This window comes from Mesorhizobium sophorae (genome assembly GCF_002270415.1).
In the GTDB taxonomy this organism is placed as follows: domain Bacteria; phylum Pseudomonadota; class Alphaproteobacteria; order Rhizobiales; family Rhizobiaceae; genus Mesorhizobium; species Mesorhizobium sophorae.
The window spans coordinates 77,209-102,155 of sequence record NZ_NNRI01000006.1; the positions used below are offsets into that span (position 1 = coordinate 77,209).

The 24,947-nt window shown below is 59.1% G+C and carries 30 protein-coding genes and 2 pseudogenes; 16 read left to right on the top strand and 16 right to left on the bottom strand.

Going from position 1 to position 24,947, the window contains the following annotated elements; genetic code table 11:
- Positions 1 to 77: 77 nt before the first annotated feature.
- Positions 78 to 749 (top strand): recombinase family protein, encoded by a 672-nt coding sequence (locus CGZ66_RS04250; protein WP_095081913.1) that lies wholly within the window; start codon positions 78 to 80, stop codon positions 747 to 749.
- 53 nt (positions 750 to 802) lie between these two features.
- On the opposite strand, the gene CGZ66_RS04255 is transcribed toward CGZ66_RS04250, so the two are convergent.
- Both CGZ66_RS04255 and CGZ66_RS04260 read right to left on the bottom strand, forming a co-directional pair.
- Complete coding sequence (locus tag CGZ66_RS04255; RefSeq protein ID WP_095081915.1) at positions 803 to 1,162, bottom strand: response regulator; 360 nt, start codon at positions 1,160 to 1,162, stop codon at positions 803 to 805.
- Positions 1,163 to 1,192: 30 nt separating this feature from the next.
- Positions 1,193 to 1,645 carry a thermonuclease family protein gene (locus tag CGZ66_RS04260; RefSeq protein WP_167391989.1) on the bottom strand — a complete coding sequence of 151 codons (453 nt, stop codon included), beginning with the start codon at positions 1,643 to 1,645 and terminating at the stop codon, positions 1,193 to 1,195.
- 237 nt (positions 1,646 to 1,882) lie between these two features.
- Between CGZ66_RS04260 and CGZ66_RS04265 the strand changes: the two genes are divergently transcribed.
- The gene (locus CGZ66_RS04265; RefSeq protein ID WP_342586847.1) at positions 1,883 to 2,050 is read left to right on the top strand and encodes a ribbon-helix-helix protein, CopG family; all 168 of its coding nucleotides are present in this window, start codon (positions 1,883 to 1,885) and stop codon (positions 2,048 to 2,050) included.
- 435 nt (positions 2,051 to 2,485) lie between these two features.
- A complete protein-coding gene (locus tag CGZ66_RS04270; RefSeq protein ID WP_095081918.1) occupies positions 2,486 to 2,689 on the top strand; it encodes a hypothetical protein in 204 nt (67 codons plus the stop codon).
- 1,173 nt (positions 2,690 to 3,862) lie between these two features.
- Here the strand turns inward: CGZ66_RS04270 and CGZ66_RS04280 are convergent.
- The 7 genes from CGZ66_RS04280 to CGZ66_RS04305 all read right to left on the bottom strand — a co-directional run bounded on the left by CGZ66_RS04280 (position 3,863) and on the right by CGZ66_RS04305 (position 8,125).
- Positions 3,863 to 4,864, bottom strand: a complete 1,002-nt coding sequence (locus CGZ66_RS04280) for a sensor histidine kinase (protein WP_095081922.1) — start codon at positions 4,862 to 4,864, stop codon at positions 3,863 to 3,865.
- A gap of 96 nt (positions 4,865 to 4,960) precedes the next feature.
- Entirely contained in the window at positions 4,961 to 5,182 is a 222-nt protein-coding gene (locus CGZ66_RS04285) for a DUF768 domain-containing protein (RefSeq protein ID WP_095081923.1), read from the bottom strand.
- Between the two features lie 174 nt (positions 5,183 to 5,356).
- Positions 5,357 to 5,578, bottom strand: a complete 222-nt coding sequence (locus tag CGZ66_RS41675; protein WP_425352263.1) for a ribosome modulation factor — start codon at positions 5,576 to 5,578, stop codon at positions 5,357 to 5,359.
- A gap of 263 nt (positions 5,579 to 5,841) precedes the next feature.
- A complete protein-coding gene (locus tag CGZ66_RS04290; protein WP_095081925.1) occupies positions 5,842 to 6,123 on the bottom strand; it encodes a hypothetical protein in 282 nt (93 codons plus the stop codon).
- A 285-nt stretch (positions 6,124 to 6,408) separates the two neighbouring features.
- Positions 6,409 to 6,630: a DUF768 domain-containing protein gene (locus tag CGZ66_RS04295; protein ID WP_095082009.1), complete on the bottom strand. Its 222-nt coding sequence runs from the start codon at positions 6,628 to 6,630 to the stop codon at positions 6,409 to 6,411.
- Between the two features lie 59 nt (positions 6,631 to 6,689).
- Positions 6,690 to 6,875, bottom strand: coding sequence for a hypothetical protein (locus tag CGZ66_RS04300; RefSeq protein ID WP_143748669.1), 186 nt, complete (start codon positions 6,873 to 6,875; stop codon positions 6,690 to 6,692).
- A gap of 389 nt (positions 6,876 to 7,264) precedes the next feature.
- Complete coding sequence (locus CGZ66_RS04305; RefSeq protein WP_095082010.1) at positions 7,265 to 8,125, bottom strand: ATP-dependent DNA ligase; 861 nt, start codon at positions 8,123 to 8,125, stop codon at positions 7,265 to 7,267.
- Between the two features lie 83 nt (positions 8,126 to 8,208).
- Between CGZ66_RS04305 and CGZ66_RS04310 the strand changes: the two genes are divergently transcribed.
- Positions 8,209 to 8,391 (top strand): hypothetical protein, encoded by a 183-nt coding sequence (locus CGZ66_RS04310; RefSeq protein WP_095082011.1) that lies wholly within the window; start codon positions 8,209 to 8,211, stop codon positions 8,389 to 8,391.
- A gap of 903 nt (positions 8,392 to 9,294) precedes the next feature.
- On the opposite strand, the pseudogene CGZ66_RS04320 reads toward CGZ66_RS04310, so the two are convergent.
- Positions 9,295 to 9,547, bottom strand: a pseudogene (locus CGZ66_RS04320) (hypothetical protein); the annotation flags it as partial.
- Positions 9,548 to 9,676: 129 nt separating this feature from the next.
- On the opposite strand from CGZ66_RS04320, the gene CGZ66_RS04325 reads away from it, so the two are divergent.
- On the top strand, positions 9,677 to 9,871 hold the full coding sequence (locus CGZ66_RS04325; RefSeq protein WP_095081931.1) for a hypothetical protein: 195 nt from the start codon (positions 9,677 to 9,679) through the stop codon (positions 9,869 to 9,871).
- Here the strand turns inward: CGZ66_RS04325 and CGZ66_RS04330 are convergent.
- Entirely contained in the window at positions 9,857 to 10,450 is a 594-nt protein-coding gene (locus CGZ66_RS04330; RefSeq protein WP_095081933.1) for a TetR/AcrR family transcriptional regulator, read from the bottom strand. The two genes, CGZ66_RS04325 and CGZ66_RS04330, sit on opposite strands and share 15 nt — an antisense overlap.
- A gap of 163 nt (positions 10,451 to 10,613) precedes the next feature.
- On the opposite strand from CGZ66_RS04330, the gene CGZ66_RS04335 reads away from it, so the two are divergent.
- The 7 genes from CGZ66_RS04335 (at position 10,614) to CGZ66_RS04370 (ending at position 19,945) form a co-directional block, all read left to right on the top strand.
- Complete coding sequence (locus CGZ66_RS04335; RefSeq protein ID WP_095081935.1) at positions 10,614 to 11,783, top strand: patatin-like phospholipase family protein; 1,170 nt, start codon at positions 10,614 to 10,616, stop codon at positions 11,781 to 11,783.
- Positions 11,784 to 11,884: 101 nt separating this feature from the next.
- Positions 11,885 to 12,670, top strand: a complete 786-nt coding sequence (locus tag CGZ66_RS04340; RefSeq protein WP_095081937.1) for an acetoacetate decarboxylase — start codon at positions 11,885 to 11,887, stop codon at positions 12,668 to 12,670.
- Between the two features lie 43 nt (positions 12,671 to 12,713).
- On the top strand, positions 12,714 to 13,484 hold the full coding sequence (locus tag CGZ66_RS04345; RefSeq protein ID WP_095081939.1) for a 3-hydroxybutyrate dehydrogenase: 771 nt from the start codon (positions 12,714 to 12,716) through the stop codon (positions 13,482 to 13,484).
- A gap of 295 nt (positions 13,485 to 13,779) precedes the next feature.
- Positions 13,780 to 14,862 carry an efflux RND transporter periplasmic adaptor subunit gene (locus tag CGZ66_RS04350; RefSeq protein WP_095081941.1) on the top strand — a complete coding sequence of 361 codons (1,083 nt, stop codon included), beginning with the start codon at positions 13,780 to 13,782 and terminating at the stop codon, positions 14,860 to 14,862.
- Entirely contained in the window at positions 14,862 to 17,960 is a 3,099-nt protein-coding gene (locus CGZ66_RS04355) for an efflux RND transporter permease subunit (protein ID WP_095081943.1), read from the top strand. Before CGZ66_RS04350 ends, CGZ66_RS04355 begins: the two co-directional genes overlap by 1 nt.
- A gap of 294 nt (positions 17,961 to 18,254) precedes the next feature.
- A complete protein-coding gene (locus CGZ66_RS04365) occupies positions 18,255 to 18,695 on the top strand; it encodes a hypothetical protein (protein WP_095081947.1) in 441 nt (146 codons plus the stop codon).
- A 38-nt stretch (positions 18,696 to 18,733) separates the two neighbouring features.
- Positions 18,734 to 19,945, top strand: a complete 1,212-nt coding sequence (locus tag CGZ66_RS04370) for a patatin-like phospholipase family protein (protein ID WP_167391990.1) — start codon at positions 18,734 to 18,736, stop codon at positions 19,943 to 19,945.
- Between the two features lie 176 nt (positions 19,946 to 20,121).
- On the opposite strand, the gene CGZ66_RS04375 is transcribed toward CGZ66_RS04370, so the two are convergent.
- Positions 20,122 to 20,301, bottom strand: coding sequence for a hypothetical protein (locus CGZ66_RS04375; protein WP_095081951.1), 180 nt, complete (start codon positions 20,299 to 20,301; stop codon positions 20,122 to 20,124).
- A gap of 112 nt (positions 20,302 to 20,413) precedes the next feature.
- On the opposite strand from CGZ66_RS04375, the gene CGZ66_RS39770 reads away from it, so the two are divergent.
- Positions 20,414 to 20,572, top strand: coding sequence for a hypothetical protein (locus tag CGZ66_RS39770; protein WP_095081953.1), 159 nt, complete (start codon positions 20,414 to 20,416; stop codon positions 20,570 to 20,572).
- A 447-nt stretch (positions 20,573 to 21,019) separates the two neighbouring features.
- Positions 21,020 to 21,478, top strand: a complete 459-nt coding sequence (locus CGZ66_RS04385; protein WP_245331015.1) for a DUF4145 domain-containing protein — start codon at positions 21,020 to 21,022, stop codon at positions 21,476 to 21,478.
- A 56-nt stretch (positions 21,479 to 21,534) separates the two neighbouring features.
- Here CGZ66_RS04385 and CGZ66_RS04390 read toward each other — a convergent pair whose 3' ends face one another.
- Together CGZ66_RS04390 and CGZ66_RS04395 are read right to left on the bottom strand one after the other, a co-directional pair.
- Positions 21,535 to 21,810: a hypothetical protein gene (locus tag CGZ66_RS04390; protein WP_095082012.1), complete on the bottom strand. Its 276-nt coding sequence runs from the start codon at positions 21,808 to 21,810 to the stop codon at positions 21,535 to 21,537.
- Positions 21,811 to 21,959: 149 nt separating this feature from the next.
- A complete protein-coding gene (locus CGZ66_RS04395) occupies positions 21,960 to 22,634 on the bottom strand; it encodes a hypothetical protein (protein WP_143748671.1) in 675 nt (224 codons plus the stop codon).
- Positions 22,635 to 23,023: 389 nt separating this feature from the next.
- Here CGZ66_RS04395 and CGZ66_RS04400 point away from each other — a divergent pair, with 389 nt between their 5' ends.
- Positions 23,024 to 23,257 (top strand): helix-turn-helix domain-containing protein, encoded by a 234-nt coding sequence (locus CGZ66_RS04400; protein ID WP_095082013.1) that lies wholly within the window; start codon positions 23,024 to 23,026, stop codon positions 23,255 to 23,257.
- Between the two features lie 152 nt (positions 23,258 to 23,409).
- Here CGZ66_RS04400 and CGZ66_RS04405 read toward each other — a convergent pair whose 3' ends face one another.
- The gene (locus tag CGZ66_RS04405) at positions 23,410 to 23,715 is read right to left on the bottom strand and encodes a hypothetical protein (RefSeq protein WP_095081959.1); all 306 of its coding nucleotides are present in this window, start codon (positions 23,713 to 23,715) and stop codon (positions 23,410 to 23,412) included.
- 244 nt (positions 23,716 to 23,959) lie between these two features.
- Here CGZ66_RS04405 and CGZ66_RS04410 point away from each other — a divergent pair.
- A pseudogene (locus CGZ66_RS04410) lies at positions 23,960 to 24,301 on the top strand (tyrosine-type recombinase/integrase); the annotation flags it as partial.
- 278 nt (positions 24,302 to 24,579) lie between these two features.
- Here the strand turns inward: CGZ66_RS04410 and CGZ66_RS04415 are convergent.
- Positions 24,580 to 24,873 carry an HdeA/HdeB family chaperone gene (locus CGZ66_RS04415; protein WP_095081963.1) on the bottom strand — a complete coding sequence of 98 codons (294 nt, stop codon included), beginning with the start codon at positions 24,871 to 24,873 and terminating at the stop codon, positions 24,580 to 24,582.
- Positions 24,874 to 24,947 lie beyond the last annotated feature (74 nt).

The following is a 24,947-nucleotide window of genomic DNA, read 5'->3' on the forward strand; positions in this document are numbered from 1 at the left end:
CATAGCTTGCTAGTCTTCGCCCTGTGAGCAAACTGCAAACGGTGGTTTGCAGTTTGCACACCCGAGGGATTTGAGCCATGTCGAGCGCCGTCGCCTACTATCGGGTCTCAACCCAAAGACAGGGCCGATCGGGCCTTGGCATCGAGGCGCAACGCGCTGCTGTTGCCCGCTTCGCCGAAGCCGAAGGCATTGGCATCGTCCAGGAGTTCACCGAGGTCGAAACTGGCAAGGGCTCGGATGCCCTCGATCGCCGGCCGCAACTGGCTGCCGCCCTGGCGCTTGCCCGCCAAGCCAAATGCCCGGTGATCGTGGCCAAGCTTGATCGACTGTCGCGTGACGTTGCCTTCATCTCCGGCCTGATGGTTCAGCGCGTGCCATTCATCGTTGCGGAACTCGGTGCCGACGCCGATCCATTCATGCTTCACCTTTATGCCGCGCTGGCTGAGAAAGAGCGCCGGCTGATCTCGGAGCGCACAAAAGCAGCCCTCGCTTCACGCAAGACCAACGGAGCCAAGCTGGGCAACCAGACCAACAGCGCCGAGGCAGCTGCAAAAGGGCGTGCGGTATCGATCAGCGAGGCTGACCGATTTGCCGAGACGGTGTTGCCGATCATCGCATCCATTCAGCGTTCCGGAATCACCAGCCTTCGCGGCCTGGCAATCGCGCTGAACAACCGTGGTGTCCGCACGGCCCGCAATGGGCACTGGCAGGTGTCGAACGTTCGCAACATCTTGGCGCGTCAGCAATAGCAGCCGGTTTTGTCGAAACTGCTTTTATAGGCGGGAACTACCGATCTCGAGGTCTAATCGGTTGTAGGCGCCAGCAGCGCCTTTATAGCCTCGGCCAAATCGGAATGCCCGACCGGCTTGACCATCAGCACTCCCTTCCGGAAAATCTGATCGCGGCCCTCGATGCCGGCTCCGGTGTGAACGATGAACGGGATATTTTTTGACACCAGCTTTTTCGCCAAGGGCGTGCACGTCCCATTTTTCAGCTGGACGTCCAGAACTGCCACGTCGGGCGTCTCAGCGGACAGCCATTGAATTGCGACATCGCAATCTGTGGTCAGCATTACCTCGAAGCCTTCGTCCCAAAGGAAAGCCTCAATATCCATGCCGATAATGACCTCATCTTCGAGCACCAACACCTTTGGCTTTTTCACGCGTTCTTCCTCTCGCCCGCAAAGGAGCACCTATCGGCGTCCACCCCGTCTATATTCGCCGGGATCGATAAAGTTCCCTGCCCACAGGTTGCGTGTCGCAATGCGGGCTTCTCGCTCTTCGGCAAGGTATCGATGCGTTTGTTTGTCGGCGACTGCCAATCCGTGTTTCACGAGGTCGCGTCCGAGATCGATGCCTCCCACGAAGCAGACCCCGACATCGTTGTCATAGCGATCCTTGCCTTCGATGGTGCAGGATACATCCCCCGTGGCGATGAGATGGCGAATGTGGTCACGCGCATACCTGCCGCAGGGCCAGATCTTGTCAGCGGCATCAAAACACGGCTGCGAAAGTTCGGGGGCATCGATACCGAGCAACTGAATCCGATTCTTGTCATGCCACAGCGTGTCGCCGTCATGAGCAAACCAACGCTCTGCTGCGGACACGGTGCTACAGGTGAGCACGACGGCGAGAGCGAGGGTCAACCTACACAACGCCGAGCATTTTATGCGCCCTATCGACGTATTGGAAAGGGACCGTTTCGAAAACTTCCGCTCCCGTAATCCCACCACACGGGCCAGCGGCCCGCCTGCTGGGTTGGTCAAGTGGCGGACTGCCCGGCGCCTTACTCCCTACGCCCCCAAGGCGCCCGCCATCCATGTCGCGGGCGAATCTCCATATCCTCCTGCGACGCGCTGCCTTTCCTCCGGAACGTCGCTGGCGTGCCCCTGGAGCCGGCGACGGAAGATGCGCTAAACTCAATCGCCGCCGAGATGAAGATCGGCCGTTCGGATCTCATTGAGATCCTGCTGCGGGAGTGGCTGGAAACGAACGCCTATCTGCCGGTCCGGATGATCGATGAGGAAAGCGAGACAGACGGGAGCGCTTAAGCAAAGCTTCCGCGATCAAACCCAACATCTTTGGTTAGGCGGCTTTCAAATCAGGCAACAAGACCCGCCGCTCCATTTGCGAAGCGGCGGGGGCCCCGCTGACACCGCAATTGCGGTGCCAACCCCATTGACCCACTACGGGCCACCTTTGTGATTGGCGCAAGATGATATTGCCGATAAATATTAACTGTGGCTAATGCACCACCTTTGGTCGGAAGGGAGCAAAGTGGAGAGGTTCTTGGCAAGCTAGTTGGCCGCGATGCGTAGCGGCTACAAGGCCGCAGAAAAGCGCCCCGCCAGCACGCGTTTCTGCCTGCCGGCGCCCTAACGTGGGCGAAGCTTGCGCGCCGGCCATGCTTTCGCCACCCGGCCGAAGTCTAATTGGGATCGTCCGACCCATCGCGGCTCCCGAGCGGGTGGAAGAAGGAATTTCCCATGGCTTCGACCACAGCGTTGATCTGGTATCTGGTAATCGCCGGTCCGCAGGGGGGATTGGTCGTGCTGCCGAGCACCTTCGACACGCGTGAACAATGCGCTACCGCGATCACCGAATATCAGAAACAGCCAGCGCCGGTCGGTTGGTCGCTGCAGTGCGTGCCGAGCGCCTCACCCTTTGCCGACAATGGGTCGGCAGAGTAAGGAGCATCGCAGCGGTGGCCTACACAGTGATTTGGTATGGGAAACAGGGCGTCGTTGAAAAGACGCCATTTGATGCCGAGAAGGCTGCGAGGGACCACGTCTTTGCGACATTTCCCGCTCGGAAGCGGGATGACGGTATCGTAGCGGTGGAAATACGCAAAGACGACAGTCACGGTTGTTTTCAGTCGAGCAAGCTAAGTCGTTGCGCCGGGCCATCGCTCAATGGGTCGGGTCCGCTGCCGGGGAGACAGCGGACTCAAGCTAGGCCAGGAGGGGCGAGGCCCTTTATGATCCCTATGCGGGGATCAGTGTGATAACACCGGGCGAGCACAAACGTTCCGTCGGCTGAAAGATATTTCCCAAGCTCCACTCCACGCCCGATTTGACTCGCTAACCCCTGACTAAAGCGTACTGAAGGAACGTCGCTGGCCAATTTGAACGGGCGCCTGGCGCTTGGAAGAGTCGATCACGCTTTCGCCCCCACGAGGGATAAAGCGATGTCATCCGACGATCATCTCGATTCTGAGCAACTTGCAATGCTGACAAAGGTTCTCAACGACTATTGCACAGAGGCAGGAATTCCAGAAGGCCATCCGGCATGGGAACACTTCGGCCGGCGCCTCAAGAGCCTATTCCAGTCCGGGATACATGATCCCGATGAACTAGTGTCCAAAATGAACACTGGCTACGAGGATTGGCTAGGCGAGATCGGCGCTACGGGTCCTTTCATACCGCCCAAACTATCTTCCGAAGACCGTCTCGTAGGCGACAATCGCTTGCCAGGGTCAGACCTAAGAGGCAGGCCAGCCGCGAATACGAGATGATGCACCAGCGAGTGATTTATCTACGGAACTACCCCTCGCTACGTTGCGCCCTTAGCATGACCGAAGTACCAATAAGCGCTGAAACCGTTGCAGTTCCGCGCTTGGTCAAAGAGACAGGCATCACCGAAGAACAAGCACGCGAGCTTATCGCCTTCCTTGGGCCTCACGATTGGTCATCGCTCATGCGAGAAGCGCGCATTCTAGCCCGAAAGCCCTAGTAGAAATCGCTATCACGCATGGGGATCATCGCCGCCACCATGCTTGCTGGCGCCATCTGGCGCTGCGAATCGGCATGGCAGCCTGCCTCCTCCTCATGGGCAGGTGACGATGGCCAATCCGCCGCGTCGCCTTAGATTGATAATCGGTCCTTATCGATCCGTAGAGTGATGATCGCGCCTTCGTCCGACCAATTGTGATGGACCGAACCATTGAGCTGAGAGGTTATGCTGCGCCGAAGAAGCTTGCTCCCGAAACCGCCAAGCTCTGCGGGCGATACGACGGGCGGCCCCCCCCTCTCGGTCCACACAACGGTCACTTCATTTCCTTCGACTGTGCAGGAAACGTCGAGCGTTCCGGTCGCGGCAGATAATGCACCGTACTTCATCGAGTTGGTCGCAAGTTCATGGACGATCATTGCCAACGTGGTGGCGCCAGCTTCCCCAACGGACATTCGCGGCACAGACACCCTCACGCGGCCGCTAAAAGCGCCCATATCGTCGTACGGTGCCAGCAGGATCGTCAGGAGATCCCCAAGCAGGGCGCCATTTTCATTACGTCCTGGCACAGGGCGCTCCAGATCGTGAGCTCTGCCCAAAGCCGCGAGCCTACTGGTCAGTTCGTGCGCCATCTCCTCCGTTGACTTGGCTGACCGCGATGTAATCGTGGTGAGCGCGGTCGCGATACTCAACAGGTTCTTGACCCTATGGCTCATTTCTCCCGCAAGTAGCTCGTTGGCCTCTTCGGCTTGCTTGCGACCGGTAACGTCGAGAAAGACTCCAAACATCGTTCGGCCTTCAATGTCGGCATCATCTCCCTGGCCTCGAGCGGAAATCCATCGCACATCGTCTCCGACCATAATCCGAAAGTCGATCTCGTATGGGCCAACTATCGCGCGCGTTGCGGCAAACGCTGCACGCACCCTGTCCCGATCCGCAGGATGAATTTTTGCAGAGAGGTCTTCGAAAATCACAAAGGGACCGAACGGCAGATCCCAAAGACCATAGCCGTGCTGGTCCATAGTGAAATGATCTGTGTCAACGTTCCAAGACCACAGCGCCACGCCCGCCGCGTCGATGGCAAGCCGGAGGTGTCTAGCATTCCATTTTATGAGTGGACGGGCATCAGTTGGCAATAGCGAGCGGTTCCTTCGCCTGTTTCTAGCATGTATCGCGGGTCAAGCCTCCGACAATTCGCATAGCGGCCGATGGCGGGCACGCCGCTAGGAGGCTCATTCCAGCAAGCCAGGCTCGTAGTGTACGATGGCATCGAGGATCGTGCGACAGAGGCTGTCCACTTCCTCGTCGATCTCTTCCCGCTTGATTCCGATCGATTTGGCGTCAGCAATCAACTTATGAGTGAGTTCGTCGACCGGAATGACATCGGCGTTCCTCGTCTCAGGGACATTGTTGCTCAGCCATTGGTCTAGGAAGTTGACTCCGCGTGTGCTCATCTCGCCATCATAAGTCCGTCACCTTTAAGAACCCGCCGCTCCATTCACGGCAGCGACGGGCCGTCCCTAGGGATGATGGGACTTGCTGGGGTGTTGGTTTGCCCCTGCTGATTTAAGAACCATTAGGCGCCCCTAATGTTCCATTGGGTCGCATGACGCGAACGGCATTGCCGATCACGTCGGCCGGGCGTTTTTGCCTTTAGGTCCGGTGGGCATGTTGTTGTCTATCTCAGCGTCTATCTCAGCGGCATCAACCCAGCCGCGTCGCCATGCTTTGCCCGCTTCTGTTCGCGCTGGGTAGGGACACTTGGCGAGATCGATCCCAACACAATATGCGTCAACGCCTTCCGTCTCTGCAGCGTCGATTGTTGGGAAGGGTATCAGTTGCGGTTCCATGCTTTCCGCTAAGCATATAGGCAAGACACTACCAGCCGGTGCGAGACATGGTCGACTAAGCGAGAACGGCGTATAATTCGCCAGCCGGCGAGTGCCCCAACCCCGCGCCGGTCAGGCCCGGTGATCTTACCCCAGCCCGCCCACGACCACCGGGCCGCCATCACGAGAAAAAGCTCGCTGGTGATAAGTCTATATCACATTAGAGATCACGCAATTGAGACTGAAGTCCTTGGCTTGCCGGCCCTAAAGACCCACGTCGTTAGCTAACCGAAATTCGGTTTCCAGTCGCGGTTTCGCCGAGCCTGGATGCCTGCATAGTCAGGAATGCAGGTGAAAAACACCGGCCGGCGGTCGCGGCTTGCAGCCTTGCAGTCCGAGCAGCCAAAGAGCCCGACCAAGTCCCAATGCATGGATCCATGGTCCAGCCCGAGCTTGTCTATCAGCGCCTGGATGTCGAGCTTTGTCATTTTGCAGCACGCCGGATGCCCGCAATTGACGTACATCGTTTCGCGAGCGGCCAGGGTATCGGCGAGGGTTTTGGACATGGCGATCTCCGTTGAAGGGGTCGCCGCAACTAGGATATTATTCCTCAACCTAATGGGTGCTGGCAAGTCGCCGCGTGAAAACGGCGTCGGTCCGACTTGCCCGAAGGGTTCGCACCACAACCATGTGAATTGCGGTTCTGGCGCAGACTGCTTACTTGCCGTCTATGAACAAAACGAAACTCGCGTTCTGGGTTGCGCTGGCGGTGCTGGCGGTCCTGATCGTGGTCGGAATTTATCTGTTTATGCTGGCGGACGCGCCCGATTGGTCATCGCGCATTTGATCGCCTATTCGGGCGCGCCCGCATCGTAGTGGACAATCGCGTCGAGGATCGTTCGATAGAGGCTGTCGACTTCCTCATCGATCTCTTCGCGCTTGATCCCCACCGATTTGGCATCTCCAAACAGCTTGTGGGTTATCTCGTCGACCGAAATGACGTCCGCCTTTGTCGTCTCGGGGATGTTGTTCGCAATCCATTGATCGAGGAAGTTGATGCCGCGTGTGCTCATCATTCCATAAGCTCGTGCTTTGCGTTCAGTTCCCCACGCGCGTCAGTGCTCGTCGGTGATTAGACGCCCCGGCGGTTTCGGCCGGTCAGAATGTGGGCTTCCCGCAAAAGCGATGCCCAGCTGTGCGCACCGAGGAATGCGATTAGCTCGCGGGCTTGCGTTTCCGTGATGCCGGTTTCATCGACCAGACGCCGCACGACAGTATCGTCCGGCTTGCCAGGCGCTTTGCCCTGTTCGTCAGTCATCATCATGTCCCTTGACGACCCAACGAGAGCGACCGGGCATGGTTCCTTCGTGGGAATTAATTCGCTAATCCCGTTCGAAAGCGTACAATCCCTTTGTCGTCCGATCTAAAAGGCTACGGACGCTTGAAAGAGTCGATCACGCTTTCGCCCACTCAATGAGAGGGAATGCGGAGATGAAGACTCTCTGGGGTATTGCTGACTCCGAACAGCTCGACGCGCTCGCAATGCTCTTAGAAGAATACGCGAAAGAGATGGGGTATCTCTGGCGACCAAGTGGCGCGCGATCGTTTGGCAGAGCGCGTCATGTGCCTGTTCAAAGAGGCCGTGACCGCACCAGCGGACATCAGGCGACGATTGGATTCTAGCTGGGCTCCGCTCTAGTCAGACCCTTACCTCTCTTCCCGAAAATCCTGCAGCGAGGCATGCCGCAGATCATCCTCGCCGCGCAAGTGCTTCACTCGGCCAATGATGCCCGGCTTGACCCACTGCGTCGCCGGCCGCGTCATGCCCTTGGGCGGCGGTCCTGCGTGCTCCTGGACGCGCTTCCATAACCGTTCGCGGATGGCGCGGCTGGAGTTGATGAAGGCAGAACCGACATACTTGCCGGTTGCTCGATCGGCCATCAAAGCGAAGGCCGGCTTGCCGGGCTCGCGCTCAACGCCAAGCAACTCGTATTCATCGATCGAATAGGCCTTGGTCTTCAGCCATGCCGTCGAGTTGCCGCTGCGATATTTACTGTCCTTGCGCTTTGAAACCATGCCCTCAAGGCCGGCTGGGTCGACCAGATGAAAGATTGCTTTGGCATCGCCTGGCAACGCCTGGCTGAATTGGATGCGACCACCTTCCGGGATCATCTCAGCCAGGATCTCGCGGCGGTCTTCAAGAGGTATGTCGCGTAGGTCGTGGCCGTTCAGGTGCAGAAGATCGAAGGCGACGAAATAGAGGTCTTGCTGGCGCCGAGTGATCGCCGTCCGTATCGCGGCGAAGTCGGACAGGCCGGCGTCGTTCAAAACGATGATCTCACCGTCGATGATGGCGCTTTCCACCTCGAGCAAGGCGGCCGCGGCGGCTAGGTCGCGATACTCCGACGTCCAGTCGAGACCGCGGCGGGTGAAGATGCGGACGATATTGCCTTCCAGAACGATCTGGGAGCGGTAGCCGTCGAACTTGACCTCATGAATCCAGCCATCGCCCTCGGGAGGCTTCTCTACCAGGGTTGGCATCAACGGCGGGATGAACTTCAAACGCATGAACTGTCTCGCAAGCCGCGATTCAATTAGCATGCGCTAAAATGGTTCCGGAACATTTTAGGCAAATTGAATGTTTGATCGTGATGACAAAGCTGAGCGAACCCGGCCCGCCCATTCCCGGCAAGCGTCACAATGGCGAACCGGAGGACGAGCCGGAGTATTTCTACCCTTGCCCGATCTGCGGCCAGTTGGTCGATATGCGCGACCTTCGGCAAATCATGTGGCATGCAAGGCCCGGACACAAACCGCTCGATATCGGGCCATGAATGCAAAGCCCGCCACGGAGGAAGCCGTGACGGGCCTCTGAAAGCTGCGCGAACAACTTTCATGCACCTGTTATGCCCCAGGTGCCGAAGCCAACGGGTCAAAAACCAAACCGTTCCACAGGCACAAAAAAGCCCGCCACCTAGGTCAGAACAGGCGGCGGGCTTCATATAGCGCCAGCGAAGGACTAATTTAGCTGACCCTAAAAGGGTCCGCCTGCTTTGCAACTAAATTGTGTCGGCTTTGGCCCGTCAGGTGTCTGTCGACGAAAAAGCCCGCCACCTTTCGGCAGCGGGCAAGTTTATGGAGTGCTGGGATCAACCAGCATCGGATCAACGAGCGGCGGTGGGGTTGGTTGCGAACTACAAATGAGGGATGACGCTCAGCGCGGCGGTGACAAGCGAAGGCCGCCGCCCTGCGCGGTGTCGGATTTTCAAAGGGCCGGTATTGAGGTAAATTAATCCAGGCTCATACCGCTTACGCCGGGAGCATTATTATGCCTTGGGATAAAAATAGGGCTATTTCCTTTGCACGAGAACATGCTGGCGCTGGCGGAAGTCATGGCAAAAGTCATTGTGCAAGATCTGTAAGGGAGGCAATTTCGAGTGGCGGCATAACGTTGGTTCCAACTGGTGACGCGAAAGATTACGGCCGGAGTCTAACAAACGCTGGATTTATTGAGACAAACACAACCATGCCAATTGCTGGAGACGTTGTAGTTATACAGGGAATAGATGGGCATCTTTCCGGACACATGGCTATCTATGACGGTAGAATATGGATATCCGATTTCATACAAAATGAAAGCCTTTACCCAAATCGGGCTTATCGCCAAATAAAGCCTAAATATAAAATTTACCGTCACCCCTGAGAGAACGCCGATAGCGTGGTTTGAAGATGCCGCGTCAGTCTTCAGTCGCCGGCCTGAACTTCCGGACGATCATCTCGAACAGGATGTCCGAAATCCACATAGCTGAAACGCCAATGAGGAATGCCGCTGCTAGGGTCGTGGTGTCGTCTGCCGGGTCAGGCATCGGCAACCCTGTCGCCTTGAAGTAGGACACCACGGGAAGCGTCAGATAAGCTGCCGCCAAGGCGCCGCAGACAGGGCGATGTCACCATTTCTCGCAGCTTGTACCGGTGGCGCGACAAGGCCCGCTCCCTATCAACTCAGTCTTCACACCGTGGCCAAGATCGGGCCTGTGGCGGCTCACGCCAAGGGTGGCGGCGGAGAGGGCCACGGCGGCAGCTCCGGCTCCGGTGGCAATTCCGAGTCTGGAGGCGGCGATGACGGTGGTAATTCCGGATCTGGTGGCAGCGATGATGGTGGTGGCGACGACCATGGGGCCGTCGGTCTTGGGACGGCGTGTGCTTGAGGGATGGGAGGACGTCATCGCCTGGACGGCATTGAAGGCGGACATTCGCTCAAACACACCCCCGCTATCATTTCTTCGCGGCCTTACGCTTCTACGCCTGCGATGAACCAAGCGCGCGCAGCACCGCTTCGACAGCCTGGCCTGTCAATTCGGGCCGGGCGCCTCGTTCGAGGATGCCGCGCGTCACCTGCAGCCATATACCCATCACGATGTCGACCGCCAACTCTGCGTCCCGAACGCTCAGGCGGCCCTGAACAATCGCCTCGGCAATATCCGCCTTGAGGTTGTTCCGGATACCTCGCGCAAATTCCGTCGGTGAGTGAGAACTCTGAACGACCAGCCGGGCCCAGTTGGAGTCCGAGATCGCCTTTTCCAGGAATCGCGTGAAGGCGAAGGACAGGCGTTCGATCGGATCCTGTAGTTCCAGGCGCGCAGGCGTCAGCACGGCGTCAAAGCTCTCCCCAAGTTTCTCCCCTACGGCTGAGGCCAATTCATCGATGCTCTGGAAGTGATAATAGAACGTGCCCTTCGCGACACCTGCTGCCTCTACGACGGCATCCACCGTGAGGCCCTCGCGAGGCCGCTCCGCCAGCAGCATCGCCCCTGCGTCGACGATCAGCGTGCGTGTCCTTTCCCGCTTCTCGCGTCCGATCTCCGCCCTGCGCGCCAAATCAACCTTTGCCATCCGTCATACCTTTTTGCATTGCACCATTACGAAAATCTCATATTGACCATATAGTCGATTTGACCTAAAGATGCAAATTGAAATTGAGCCGGCGAATTCGACCGGCCCCACTCGGGCTCCCCTGCAGCCCTACCGCTTCCAGATGAGAAGGAACAGCATCCCCATGAACGTACTGTCTCCGAAAGACTTCAGAACAGAAAAACGGCCTCTCCCGTTCGAATGCATTGCCTTGGTGTTGCAGGGTGGCGGCGCGCTCGGAGCCTATCAAGCCGGAGTCTACGAAGCTCTTGCCGAGGCCAATATCCATCCAGACTGGGTCGCCGGGGTCTCAATCGGTGCCATCAACTCGGCCATAATAGCCGGCAATGAACCTGCCGAACGGGTTCCAAAGCTGCGGGCCTTCTGGCGAGAGATCACCGCGAACCCACTTCTCGACTGGGCTGCGGCGCCCTCATTCTCTCCGATAGGGAACCTGCCCCGCTCGCTCTTCAATCAATTCAGCGCGGCCTGCGCGCTCGTCTCCGGTGCCCCTGGCTTCTTCAGCCTTCGGCAGCCCGTCCCCTGGCTACAAGCGGACGGCTCCCTCGAAGGAACAAGCTTCTACGAAACCAAACATCTGAAGAGCACACTGGAGCGGCTCGTCGACTTCGACCGGATCAACGCCGGTCGCATGCGCTTCAGCGTCGGTGCGGTAAACGTGCGATCCGGAAATTTCGTCTATTTCGACAATGATCAGCATACAATCCGCCCCGAGCATGTGATGGCCAGCGGGTCGCTTCCGCCTGGCTTCCCCGCCGTTGAGATCGACGGCGAATTCTACTGGGATGGCGGCCTTATCTCGAACACGCCTCTGCAATGGGTGGTCGAACATGGGGCACGGCAGGACACCCTCGCCTTCCAGGTGGATCTCTGGAGCGCGCGCGGCGAATTTCCTCGCAATCTGTCCGAGGTCGCGACGCGGCAGAAGGAGATACAGTATGCGAGCCGCTCACGCGCGCATACCGATCAGTTCAAGCAATATCAGCGTGCCCGACACACCCTCGCGAGCCTTCTTTCAAAACTGCCGCCCGAGTTGCTCCACAGCGAGGAAGCAACCGCACTGAGCTCGATCGCGGACCACAAGGTCTACAAACTCGTGCACCTGACATATCGCTCAAAACAACATGAGGGGCACTCGAAGGATTATGAGTTTTCGAGGCTGTCCATGGAGGAGCATTGGCGCGCCGGCTATCTCGACGCCGTGCGCACGTTACGCCATCCCGAGGCATTGCAACGGCCCGACAACCTGGAAGGGGTGAGCACCTACGATCTTGCCGAGGACGGGCGGGAATAGGCGCCTGCAATGGTGCCTGACGTGCTCAGTCCAATCGCAAGCCTGTGCGACTTCTCCTCAACGCGAGCCATCCACTTCAACAATTGAAGGAATCTTCAGCCATGCATCAAGACACCGTCCGGGCAACGGCCTTCGCCATGCCCCTGACCAGCCCGGCCTATCCGGTCGGTCCATATCGCTTCCGAAACCGCGAATATCTGATCATCACGTATCGAACCGATCCGAAAAAGCTCCGCAGTCTCGTGCCGGAGCCACTCGAACTTTCCGAACCCCTCGTGAAGTTCGAATTCATTCGCATGCCGGACTCGACGGGCTTCGGCGACTACACGGAAAGCGGACAGGTGATTCCTGTCACGTTCCGCGGCCGCAAAGGCAGTTACACCCACTGCATGTTTCTTAACGACCACCCGCCGATTGCCGGAGGGCGCGAGCTGTGGGGATTTCCAAAGAAGCTTGCGAGTCCGACACTGCGCACTGAGACTGACACCTTGGTGGGTACGCTCGATTACGGCCCGGTGCGTGTTGCTACGGCCACCATGGGCTACAAGCACGGAGCAGCCGACCTCTCGGCAGTGAAGAGTTCCTTCGCGGAGCCGAACTTCCTCCTCAAGATCATTCCCCATGTCGACGGCACGCCGCGCATCTGCGAGCTCGTGGAGTATCACTTGGAGGACGTCGATTTGAGAGGCGCCTGGACCGGCCCGGCAGCCCTGAACCTCTGCTCACATGCGCTGGCCCCAGTCGCCGAGCTGCCGGTGCTCGAGGTGGTTTCGGCGATGCACATCGTCGCCGATCTCACACTCGCACTCGGCAAGGTCGTTCATGACTACCTCGCGAAATCCGAGCCTCGCGATCTGAAAGGAAGAATCCATGCATTTGCAGAATGAAGCACTATCAAACGGGCGGGCTGGGAACGCCGGCGGCCGGCTTATGGACAAGGTCGTGGTAATCACCGGAGCTGCGAGCGGCATTGGCAAGGAGCTTGCGCTTACCTTCGCCCGCGAGGGTGCAAAGGTGGTCATCGCGGATCTTGATCTGAAGGCGGCCCAGGAGACGGCCCTTGAGATCGATCCGGCCTCTCAGCGCGCCCTTGGGATTGGCATGGACGTTAGCAACGAGGAGCAGGTCGAGAACGGAATGGCGCGGGCTGTCGAAACCTTTGGGCGCCTCGACATCCTTGTCAGCAACGCCGGCGTCCAGATCGTCGCGCCGCTCGTCGAGTTCGATTTCGAGAAATGGAGGAAGTTGCTTTCTATCCACTTGGATGGAGCTTTCCTGACCACCCGCGCCGCCTTGCGGCAGATGTACCGCCAGAACAGCGGCAGCGTCATCTACATGGGATCCGTCCATTCCAAGGAGGCGTCTCCGTTCAAGGCTCCATATGTCACCGCCAAGCACGGCCTGATCGGCCTGGCCAAGGTCGTGGCCAAGGAGGGGGCCGCCCATGGCGTCCGCGCTAACGTGATTTGCCCCGGATTCGTCCGCACGCCGCTGGTGGAAAAACAGATCCCGGAGCAGGCGCGCGCGCTCGGAATCTCCGCAGCAGACGTGGTCAAGACGGTGATGCTGAGGGAGACGGTCGACGGTGAGTTCACGACGGTGCAGGACGTTGCGGAAGCTGCGCTGTTCCTGGCGGCGTTTCCGTCGAACGCGCTCACCGGCCAGTCGATCGTGGTGAGTCACGGATGGTTCATGCAGTAGGCGCGTCAGAGAGGCGTGCCTTCGCCTCTCTCTCTCTCTCTCTCTCTCTCTCTCTCTCTCCCTCTCTCGCTCTCGCGCGCGCGGGCGGGCGGGCGGGCGGGCGGGCTCTGCCTGCCTTCAGATCAAATCTTTGCAATCCCCCTGACTTTTTTGCATTGCACAATTGCGCAAATCTCATATTGACTATATAGTCGATTTGACTTATAAGTCCAAAGTCAAAATTGAACAGCGGCGAGATCGCCGCGCTCGCAAAACCGCCGATCCTTTCAACCTCACCGTTCCAACGGAGGCTCTCATGCGCCTGCCATCAGGTCTGCTCCTTTCTGCCTGTATCGCGTGCCTTTGTCTTTCCAGCTGTTCTCAAGAAGAATCCGCCGCACCATCAGCGCCACGGCCTGCACGGGTCGTCGTGGTAACGCCTCACAAGCTCGCGCTGGTGGCGCAGGGCGCCGGCCGCATCCGATCGCGTTATGTGAGCGCGGTCGGCTTCGAGGTCGGCGGTCGAATGCTCTCGCGAGAGGTCGACATGGGCGCAATCGTCAAGAAAGGCCAGAAGCTCGCGGAGCTCAGCGCCGTCGACTACCAGAACAAGGTGACTGCGGCCGAGGCCGACGTCGATGCAGCAAAGGCCGCGCTCGCCCAAGCATCCGCACAGGAGGAACGCTTCAGAATCCTGCTCGGCAAAGGCTTCGCCACACATTCCCAGTACGATGACGGGCTCAAGTCGCTGCAGAGCGCACGAGCGCAGGTCCAGGCGACCGAAGCCAATCTGCGTATCGCGCGGAACCAACTAAGCTATACCCAGCTCACGGCGCCCGACGACGGTGTGGTGACGGCGACCGGAGCCGACCCGGGTCAGGTCGTGGCTGCGGGCCAGATGGTCGTCGAAATTTCCGGCAATGACGCACGCGAGGCGGTGTTCGCGGTGGCCACCAATGATGTCACCCGGGCAAAGCTCGGCATGGCGGTGAACGTATCGCTGCAGGGACGTCTCGACATCGGCGTCACCGGCACGATCCGCGAGATTTCGCCAGAGGCCGACAGCGCGACAGGCACCTATCAGGTGAAGGTGGCGCTAGCTTCGCCGCCGGCGGAGATGCGCCTCGGGGCCGTGGTTGTCGGTCGCGTAGAAAGCGAAGGAGGTCAGGAGGTTGCGACATTGCCGCCGAGCGCGCTGCTGCAGTCCGGAGGCCGCCCGCAGGTTTGGGTGGTCGGCCAGGACGACAAGGTGCAGCGCCGCGAGGTCAAGCTTGTCGAATTCGATACGGACTCGATCGTGGTGAGCCACGGACTGTCCGCTGGAGACAAAGTGGTGACCGCCGGCGTCAATTCACTCGCCGATGGTGACCTTGTGAACCCCGAGACGGAGGTCAAGTGATGACACGCTTCAATCTCTCCGAATGGGCCGTCCACAACCGCGCCCTCGTCGTCTTCCTCATGCTCATCTGCGTCATTGCCGGAGTCAGCGCCTATGAGCGGCTCGGCCGCCAGGAAGATCCGGATTTCACCGTACAGACCATGGTGGTCCAGGCAAACTGGCCGGGGGCCACCACGGCTGACACACTCAAGCAGGTGACGGACAGGATCGAAAAGAAGCTCGAGGAGACCCCGAACCTCGATTACATCAAGAGTTACACAAAGCCCGGTCAGGCGACGATTTTCGTCTACCTCAAGGAATCGACGGCCAAGCGCGACCTCAGCAACATCTGGTACCAGGTCCGCAAGAAGGTCAGCGACATAAGGCCGACACTGCCGCAAGGTATGGTCGGCCCCTTCTTCAACGACGAATTTGGCGACGTCTTCGGCACCATCTACGGCATTACCTATGACGGCTTCTCCGCGCGCGAAGCGCGCGACTTCGCTGAGACCGCACGGGGCGAGTTCCTGCGTGCGCCCGACGTCGGCAAGGTCGATATCTATGGCGACCAGGATGAGAAGGTCTATCTGAACTTCTCGCCGCAAAAGCTCGCGAACCTCAAGCTCAACCTAGACGATGTGCTGGCGGCGATCGCGCGCCAGAATGCCGTGGCGCCCTCGGGCATCATCAACACGCCTCAGGAGAACATGCTCGTCGACGTCACAGGTTCCCTGCTGTCGCCGGACGGGATTGCCAACCTCAACCTTTGGATCAACGGGCGCTTCTACAAACTTTCAGACATCGCCCAGGTCCAGCGCGGCTACAGCGACCCGCCAGGCAAGATGTTCCGCGTCAACGGCAAGCCGGCGATCGGCATCGGTGTCAACATGCGGGAGGGCGGCAACAATCTCGACTTCGGCAAGGGCCTGCACGAGGCGGCGGAACGCCTGAAACAGCGCTTTCCCGTCGGCGTTGAGCTCAACCTCGTGTCGGACCAGCCCGAGGTCGTGCACGAAGCGATCGGCGGCTTCACCGAAGCACTTGTAGAGGCGATCGTCATCGTTCTGGTGGTCAGTTTCCTCAGTCTCGGCTTCAGGGCAGGGCTTGTGGTCGCCCTCTCCATCCCCCTGGTGCTTGCCATCGTTTTTGTGGCCATGGATGCGCTGGGCATCAGCCTGCAGCGCATCTCCCTCGGCGCCCTGATCATCGCGCTCGGGCTTCTCGTCGATGACGCCATGATCACCATCGAGATGATGATCTCAAAGATCGAAGAAGGCATGGAGAAGATCAAGGCGGCAACCTTCGCCTACACCTCCACCGCCTTCCCGATGCTGACGGGAACGCTGATCACGATCCTCGGCTTCCTGCCGATCGGCTTCGCCAACAGCAACACAGGACAATACTGCTTCTCGCTGTTTGTCGTCATCGCGGTGGCGCTCGTTGCCTCATGGTTCGTGGCCGTCGTCTTCGCGCCGGTGATTGGTCTCTCTCTTCTGCCGTCGCATCCGAAGAAAGCGCACGCAAACGTCGAGCCGGGCCGGTTCATGCGCGCTTTCGAACGCCTGCTTGGCTTCGCCATGCGGCACCGCTGGCCCACCATCGCCGCGGCGCTCATCCTCTTCGGCGCGTCCCTTTACGGCATGGGCTTCGTGCAGCAGCAGTTCTTCCCGACCTCCAACCGGCCCGAGCTCCTCGTGACGATGACCCTGCCGAAGAATGCCTCGATCGCTGCGACCGAAGCGCAGACGGAGCGGCTGGAGAAGGCCCTTACCGGCGACCCCGACATCGCCCGCTTCTCGTCCTATGTCGGAGGCGGCGCCATCCGCTTCTACCTGCCTCTCGACGTGCAGCTCGACAACGACTTCATGGCCGAGACCGTGGTTGTCACCAAGGACCTCAAAGCGCGTGACCGGGTGCAAGCCAGGCTGGAGACCCTGTTCGCTGGCAGCTTTCCGGACGTGACTGTTCGTATCTCGCGCCTTGAGCTCGGACCACCGGTCGGGTGGCCTGTGCAATATCGTGTGAGCGCCACGACCACTGACGAGGCGAGGCAGTATGCCGAGCAGGTCGCGCAAACTCTGCGAGCATCGGGCCTCGTGCGTAATGTCAACTACGACTGGGCTGAGAAGAACAAGGCGCTGCGCATTGTCGTCGACCAGGACCGGGTTCGCCAGGCAGGACTGAGCTCCGAGCAGCTTGCCCAGGTGCTGAACCGTGTGATCAGCGGTTCGACCGTCACACAGATCCGCGACTCGATATATCTGGTCGACGTCGTGGCGCGGGCCGAGAGCGACGAGCGATCGAGCGTCGAAGCCTTGCGCAATCTACAGATCACGACGCCGACTGGTGCCTCAGTTCCCCTGCGCGAGCTGGCGCAGTTCCAGTATGATCTCGATGACGGCTATGTCTGGCGCCGCGGCCGCCTACCCACCATCACCGTGCAGGCGGAGCCGCTGCCGGGGCTGCAACCAGCATCCGTCCACGGGCGAATCGCTGGCGCAATCGAGGGGCTGCGCAAGTCGATGCCGGCTGGCACGTTGCTTGAGACCGGCGGCACGGTCGAAAAGAGCGCGCAGAGCAACGCCGCTCTGCTGGCCCAGTTTCCGCTCATGATCACCCTGATGCTCACCGTGCTCATGGTCCAGCTCGGAAGCTTCCGCCAACTGGCGATGGTGATCAGTGTGGCGCCGCTCGGCCTCATCGGCGTCGCCGCTGCCTTGCTCGCCACAAATACGCCGATGGGCTTCATCGCGACGCTCGGGATCATTGCGCTGGCCGGTATGATCATCCGCAACTCGGTCATCCTGGTCCATCAAATCGAGCACGAGCGGGCGCAGGGTATCGAGCCCTGGAGGGCGGTGATCGACGCCACCACCCATAGGTTCCGGCCGATCATGCTGACGGCGGCGGCCGCGATCCTCGGCATGATCCCGATCATGCACGACGTGTTCTGGGGACCGATGGCCTACGCCATCGTCGGAGGGCTCGCCGTCGCGACCATGCTGACGCTGGTCTTCCTCCCGGCTCTTTATGTCGCCGTAAACGGCATACGGGAAAAGGACGAAATGACAGCAGTGCCTGACGTTTCGGCAATCCCCATTCTCGCACCCCAGTACTGAGAAAGGGATAGCCATGTCGGAAACGTCATCTCTCATCGAGCTTTCCACGATCGGATGCCACCATGTCCCCGGACCCGGTGAGATCGCCCGCGACTATGTCGACAAGATTCTGCTCGCGGCGCTGCAGGAGGCGCAATCCGCGGCTCGCTCGTACGAAACCAAGACAGGGGTTCGGGCCGGAAGCGTGACATCGGCCGCCATACGCCTGAACATTTCAAAATCGGTGAGAGTTTCGGTTTGGCGAGGATCCACTTCACCAAGCCGCCGTCGACCGGAAACTTCAAGAGCAACTCCATGACTTTGGACCCTGCGACCATCTCAGCCCTATCGGCACTAGCCGGCTCGGCCATTGGTGCCCTGTCATCCGTGGCCACAACCTGGCTCACCCAGTATCAAAAGGACCATATGCAACGGCTCGAACAGAAAGGCTCGCATCGCGAGCGGCTGTTCGGCGAGTTGATCGACCAGGCATCCAAAACCTATGCAGATGGCATCGTCCAGGAACGCCTGGATGACCCAGCCAAGCTTGTTCCCATGTATGCCACCATCAACAAGCTACGCCTCTTTGCCACGCCCAACACGATCGGTGCCGCCGAAGCGGTACTCGAACGCATCATAGAGACGTACGAGTCGCCTTCGCCTGCTCCGGAGGCGCGGAACACGCATGTCGCCGCCCATGACATCCTGCGCACATTCGCGGAGTCCTGCCGGGTAGAGTTGGCTCACCTACGATGACAGCCATTCCATGCATTCTGAGGCGGGCGAGCGAGGCAATGCGCAGCTTCGCGACAGTGGAAGCTCTGCTTAGGATCACCCTCCTCGGCCTATGCGCAACCCAGCTTGCGGCCTGCATTGCAGCCTATCCGCGCGATGGCGTGCCCACAGAACACATGTCCGCAGCCGAAGTGAATGGCTTCTCCGGCGACATACGTGCCTGGGGCGATTCCTATGCAAGTGTCCCTGCCGGTCGGCTCGTCTTATTTCGCAACGAGCGGATAAAAGCGGCCAAGACCGACCCATCCATAAAACCGCGAGAGCTCAATGTGCTGACGCTTTCCGGCGGTGGCAGCAGCGGCGCTTTCGGAGCCGGAATACTCGCCGGATGGACCAAGGCCGGGACCAGGCCCAAGTTCGACATCGTCACCGGTATTAGTACCGGATCTTTGATCGCGCCATTCGCGTTCCTTGGGCCAGCTTACGACGATCAACTCCAGCAAAGCTTCGCCACAATCAAGGATGCCAACATCTATACCAAGCATAGCATCTTCGGCGTGCTGTCGAGCGCCTCCTTCACAAGCAATGCGCCGCTCGCCAAGATGCTCGACGAATACATAACCCAGGACATGCTCGACCAGATCGCCCGCGAGTCTGGGAAGGGACGGCGACTCTTCATCGGAACAACCAACCTCGACGCGGACCGAGCGGTAATCTGGGACATGGGTGCTATTGCAGCGAGCAATCGGCCGGACCGGTTGAAGCTCTTCAAGCAGGTCATCCTGGCTTCCACATCCATTCCCGGCATTTTTCCCCCGGTCGAACTGGAAGTGACCGCGGCGGGCAAGACCTACCACGAAATGCATGTCGACGGTGGCACCAGCAACGAGGTCTTTCTGATGCCCGCTGGGCTGAGCCTGCGCGAACTCGACCAGACCTTCCACGCTAGGGTCAAGGCGCGACTTTATATCATCCGCAACGGCCGCACGACGCCGGAACCGAGCATCGTCAAGGCGACACTGCCCGACATTGCCGAAAAGGCGGTCTCTTCCCTCATCAAGACGCAAGGGATTGGCGACCTCTATCGGCTGTACGCTGTCGCCAAGCGCGACGGCATCAACTACAACTACATAGATATCCCGAGCGACTTCACGGTCGAAGCAAAGAGCCCGTTCGACAGCAAATTCATGCGTGCGCTGTACGACAAAGGCTACGAAATGGGGCGCGACGGCGTACCGTGGAAAACGGTGCCACCCGGATTTTCGAAATGAGTAGGTTTGGGCCCGCAGACGATATCGAATCCGGCCGGCCTAACCAATCGATGAGCAATTACGGGGAACCAGAAATGTAACGTCGCCTCAAGGTCGCCTAGCTTCTTCTGCGGCGCATAGAGCGGGGCGGGAAGCCGCGGCTCTCCTATAGTAGAGCTTGGCTTCCTATGCACTTGTCAGTCCTCTTCCTTCAAATTCTCGGCTTCGTCCTTCAACTTCGGCCAGTCCGCGCCGTGCTTGCGGAGCAGGCCGCGCGCCTGTTTGGGCGACAAGTCCGTAACTTCAGTGAGGTGTTGAACCTCTAGCTCCTGACCCTTTACCACCCGGCTCTCGCCGCTTGATTTCTTGACGACCATTTCTGCGTCCTTCCCCGGTGTACCAACCAAATCAACGAGCACCGGTCTCCATGGTTCCGGCATACGGAACTATCTGCCCGCCCCTTGGTTTCTCCGTCGAAGGAGAACTATCATGCTTAGACTGTTGATCCGCCTCGGTGCGATCTATGCGGCGTTTCAAATCGGCAGGGAATACGGCCGCGCCGAGACGGAGGTCATGCTGTTGCCGCTCATCGACTATGAGAGACGCCCATCGGCAAGGAACGAGGTGGACTTTGGGGAGCCGACCTAAGTGCGGTTCCGACTAGGCACGTTTCAAGTTGCCGTCATGGTGCAGTTCGTGGAGAAGGTTGGTTCCCAGTGCCTTTCCCTCTACCACATTTCTCCCAATCAAATCAGCCGTTTAGGTGCCACCGCGTGCATCTGGGCGGCTGATTTCATGTCGCGCTATGTTGCAACTAGCTACCGTTGATTTCCAAGGGTTCCTGCGACTATCGGCTAGTCCGTGCGACATGGATGCAACATGAGGGAGGGGCATTTGCCATACGCCGTCGTAGTGAAGACAGCCCCTCCGGGCTTCACGCCTTGTGATAAGCTTTATGACGTTGGTCGCTGCCCCCATTGTGCGATCGCAAGTCCGAATCTCAACCGGCTATGGGCAGACACTTGGCACACGTTGGGCGCAGAAGGGTGGGCAGCATTTCGCTGCAACACGTGCTTCGGCGTTACGTCCGTGAAAATGCGATTTGATACCGGTGGTGCCCGCATGGATAGCATCGCTCTGTATCCCGACGCCAAAGAAGCTCACGCTGACATTCCTGACCCAGCCAGGGCATTTCTACAGCAGGCGTTCCAGACTCTTCACGCGCCTGATGCGGCAGCAGTGATGGCAGGTAGCGCAGTGGATGCCATGTTAAAGAAACACGGGCTTACCGATGGCAGCCTATATGCTCGCATTGATGAGGCCTTGAAGCTGAACCTGCTCACAGACGGTATGGCAAAGTGGGCACATTCGGTCAGGCTTGGCTCCAATCGCCCCAGACACGCCGACGAAAATCGGCCTCACGTTTCGCCCGATGAAGCGAAGCAGTCTGTCGAGTTTGCCGAAGCGCTTGGAAACTTCCTCTTCGTCCTGACAGCTAAAATTGACCGAGGGATAAAGGCAGCAGAGACGGCAAAGAAAAGCCCGCCACCGTGAGGCAGCGGGCTGGCCGCATCGCTAGATAAGGAAAGGCCCGGAAGCCGAAGCCGCCGTCAATTATAGCCAGTTTGAAACCACGGACTGGTGTCATCATACCCTAAGCGCGGATTATAATGATCCAGGAAGTTGGCCCCATTTGGCTGTCGCGCAACCACGGTGCCTGTCGATTTGCAATCCAGTTTCGGGGTCGGCTTGCTGCCAGCCTTCATATGAGGTGTAGAACACGAGGTTGCAGCCTGATGAGCTGTGGCCACTTTTTTCTTCTCTTTCGCAACAGCTGCTCCGGTGGCGGCCAATACCATTGCTACGCCAAAGACAACGAGTTTCATTGAAACGCCCTCACCCTTGTACAATCCGATATGATTGCGCCCAGTTAACGCAACGTCAAATCACCTTTTGTCGGCAACGACGGCGAACAGTGCCAGTAAAAAGAGCCCGCCACCGAAGCAGCGGGCACTTTCCTGCAAATGAGGGAAGGTCAGTAGAAGTCGGGCTGCTCCCGCTCGTCGTCGCCTTCGCGATCGTCGGCCGGTTCGCCAAACATGACGCCTTTGCCGTGATTCTCACACCAGCCAAGCAGCGGCTCGCCCTCTGGATGGTTCCAGGTGTTCTGGGCGACGATCCCCGCCTTGCGCTGGTCAACGTGCTCCGTCCAGCCTAGTTCGTGTTCGTCATCGTCTCCGCAGTCGTGGCGCTCGTCCAGCACGTCGCCGCCATGCTCGTTTTCGGCCTCGCACTCGTCTTGGCTTGGTGCCGTCGCTCGCTGGCCCGCCCAGTCATCTTGCGAGTTGTTGCCGTAGTGCGAGACGGTCAACTCGCCACTGCGGCCCCATGGGCTTTCTCGTGACGTTGGATGGCGTTCTGCGGCCCCAAGCATGGGCTCGCCCTCGCTGTCGGGCTCGTCGTCGCTGGTGTCTTGCTCTAAGTCGCATGTCTCGCCCAGTCGGCCGGCAAGCGTCCAGCCAAGCGATGGTTCATCGTCGGCCCCGTCCTCAAGGTCGCAATCGGCTTCCATGAGGTCCAGAGCCGTTATCAGGCTCATTGCGCCGTCCAAGAGGTCGTTGAGGCGCTTCTCGACCGACTGCCGCCATTCGCGCGGGTCCATCCCCTTCGGCATCCCAAGGGGCTTCAGAGTGCGCGTGTGGGCGTTCATGACTTTGCCCTCGTCAGCCAGAGACGCGCGCCTTCTACATTGCGGCCGGTGGCAGCCCATTCGTCCATGGCCTCAGATAGTTCCCTGGAAAGGCGCCTGATACGATCGTCGATGGTTTCCCTCGGTGCAGATGTCGCTCTCGCCGTCCCTATGGCGGGGACAGAAGCGATACCGGCAGGGATCGCGCGGCGGGAAAATCGTCCGATGAAGGCGGTAGGCTTGGCAGCGGGCATAGCTTCGCCGGCCGCCGGAACAGGGGTGTTCGGCATAGTTGCAGTCCTTTTCAACGAAAAACGTTTACCATGCTTGTAAAGCGTTAAACTAAAGGCATGTCAACGATTTTCGTTTATGGTAGACGGATTGCGAGGAAACAGGAGAGACAGCGGGAAATGTCGATGACGCCTTCACAGTCTCGGGCAGCACGGGGCTTGCTCGACTGGTCTCAACAGGAATTGGCAGGTCGATCGAACCTCAGTGAGAGTACGATCCGCGACTTTGAGAAGGGGCGCCGTGTCCCGTCAATCAACAACCTCGCCGCCGTGCGCACCGCCCTCGAATCTGCCGGCGTCGAGTTCATCGCCGAGAATGGCGGCGGCGCCGGGGTGAGGCTTAGGAAGCGATGACCTTGTTCTACCATTTCACATCGGAACACGCTTTCCACGGGACTGGGCTCCACGGACTTACAGCCGGTGATGTGCCGACAGACATACGCAAAGGTCGCGGGCTCGTAGGGGTTTGGCTGACGACCTCCCCCAACTCGACCGGCCACGGCCGGCTACCTTGCCACGAAGAGATTGCTCGCAATGCATTTATGGACCGGGCAATAATCTGTGTCGGTCGTCGGCACGCCTGCGCCAGTAGCCACCTCGCCAGGACCGCATTGCTTCTGCCCGCTGACATAGAGGTCGTAGCGCGTCAGGCTGAGGTTGAATATGGAGCGGTAGCGAATGACGGTGGTGCCGTCCTGCTTCAGTAGTGCCTGAACTTCGGCGCAACTCAGGCCGGCGATATCCCTGCGCTCTTGCGCTTGAGCCTGCACCACGAGGAAGAGTAACGGAATTGCAATCGCGATCGGCTTCATGGCGCCCCACCAGCGTTTTCGCCCGACCGATGGTGTAGACTTGACCAACCGATATGAAAAGCCCTCTGCCTTTGGCCTCGCCAAAGGACGACATGCGTTCTATGTCATCGATGGTCCGAAAAGATCCTGACCACTTACCTGCGGGACAAGGGCTATCTGCCGAAGGGCGGAGAAGTCGGGAATGGCTGATCGGCTTTTCCAGACCGCTATCCACGAGGCCGGCCGAAGCTTTTCGCGATGCTGGTCAGGAACCGGCAACATCGAAAGCCGATCGAATATCACCAAGCGCGGTTTCCTCCCGACCCAGGTTGCCGCAGGGGTGACGGTTGCGCGCGATAAGACGGACGAAGACGGGAACATCGTCATGGTGGCCAAGTATGGCGGCATGCACGCGCTCCGCCACTTCTATGCCTCATGGTTGATCAATCGGCCCCAAGACGGCGGGCTCGGGCTTCCACCAAAGGTCATTCAGGAACGCCTCGGGCATAGCTCGATCGTGATGACCATGGACGTCTATGGTCACTTGTTTCCGCGCGGTGATGACGCTGACGAAATGGCTGCAGCCGAACGCGCGCTTTTGGGTTGAGTGCGACATAGGCGCGACATACAGGCAATTTCATCAACAAAATCAACTGCAGCGCCAAGCATCATAATCCTGGGGTCGCGGGTTCAAGTCCCTCTCCGCTACCACATTTCAGCAAATTCATTCAGTGGCTTAAGTGCCATCAAGGCATAAGGGCGCGAGTAACCGGGTCGTCACAGGGAAGCCCGCCAGTGCGTTTCCTGAACAGGGTCCGGTCCGACACCGGTTAACCGGGCCGTCGAGTCCAGGTGCCCGTCAGTTAGGCTTCATTTAATCATCTGCTACATCTTGGCGACCGCCTCTAACGCGCTCGCCACCGTGGCGTCGGGGTGCTTCTTGCAATAAGCAGCGATCTTCTCTGCATTGGCATCTGTCTTGTCAGTGTCGATTTTGGCGTTGCCAGCTTTGCCATGGACATAGCCGTTCACCCACATGGCAACGCGAGCAATCTTGGCGGGCCGCATAGCAATCACCTCCTTGCAGGTGAGCTTCGACATGTCCACTTCCTCCGCCATTGCGTGGCCGGTCAAACCGATAATCGCAACTGCGAGTGCAATCGGAAAATAGCGTTTCATGGTCAGAGTCTCCTCCCAAAAGCCCCGCCTTTGGCTGGCTACCAAGAAACAGTAGTATTCTGTTGGAAGTATGA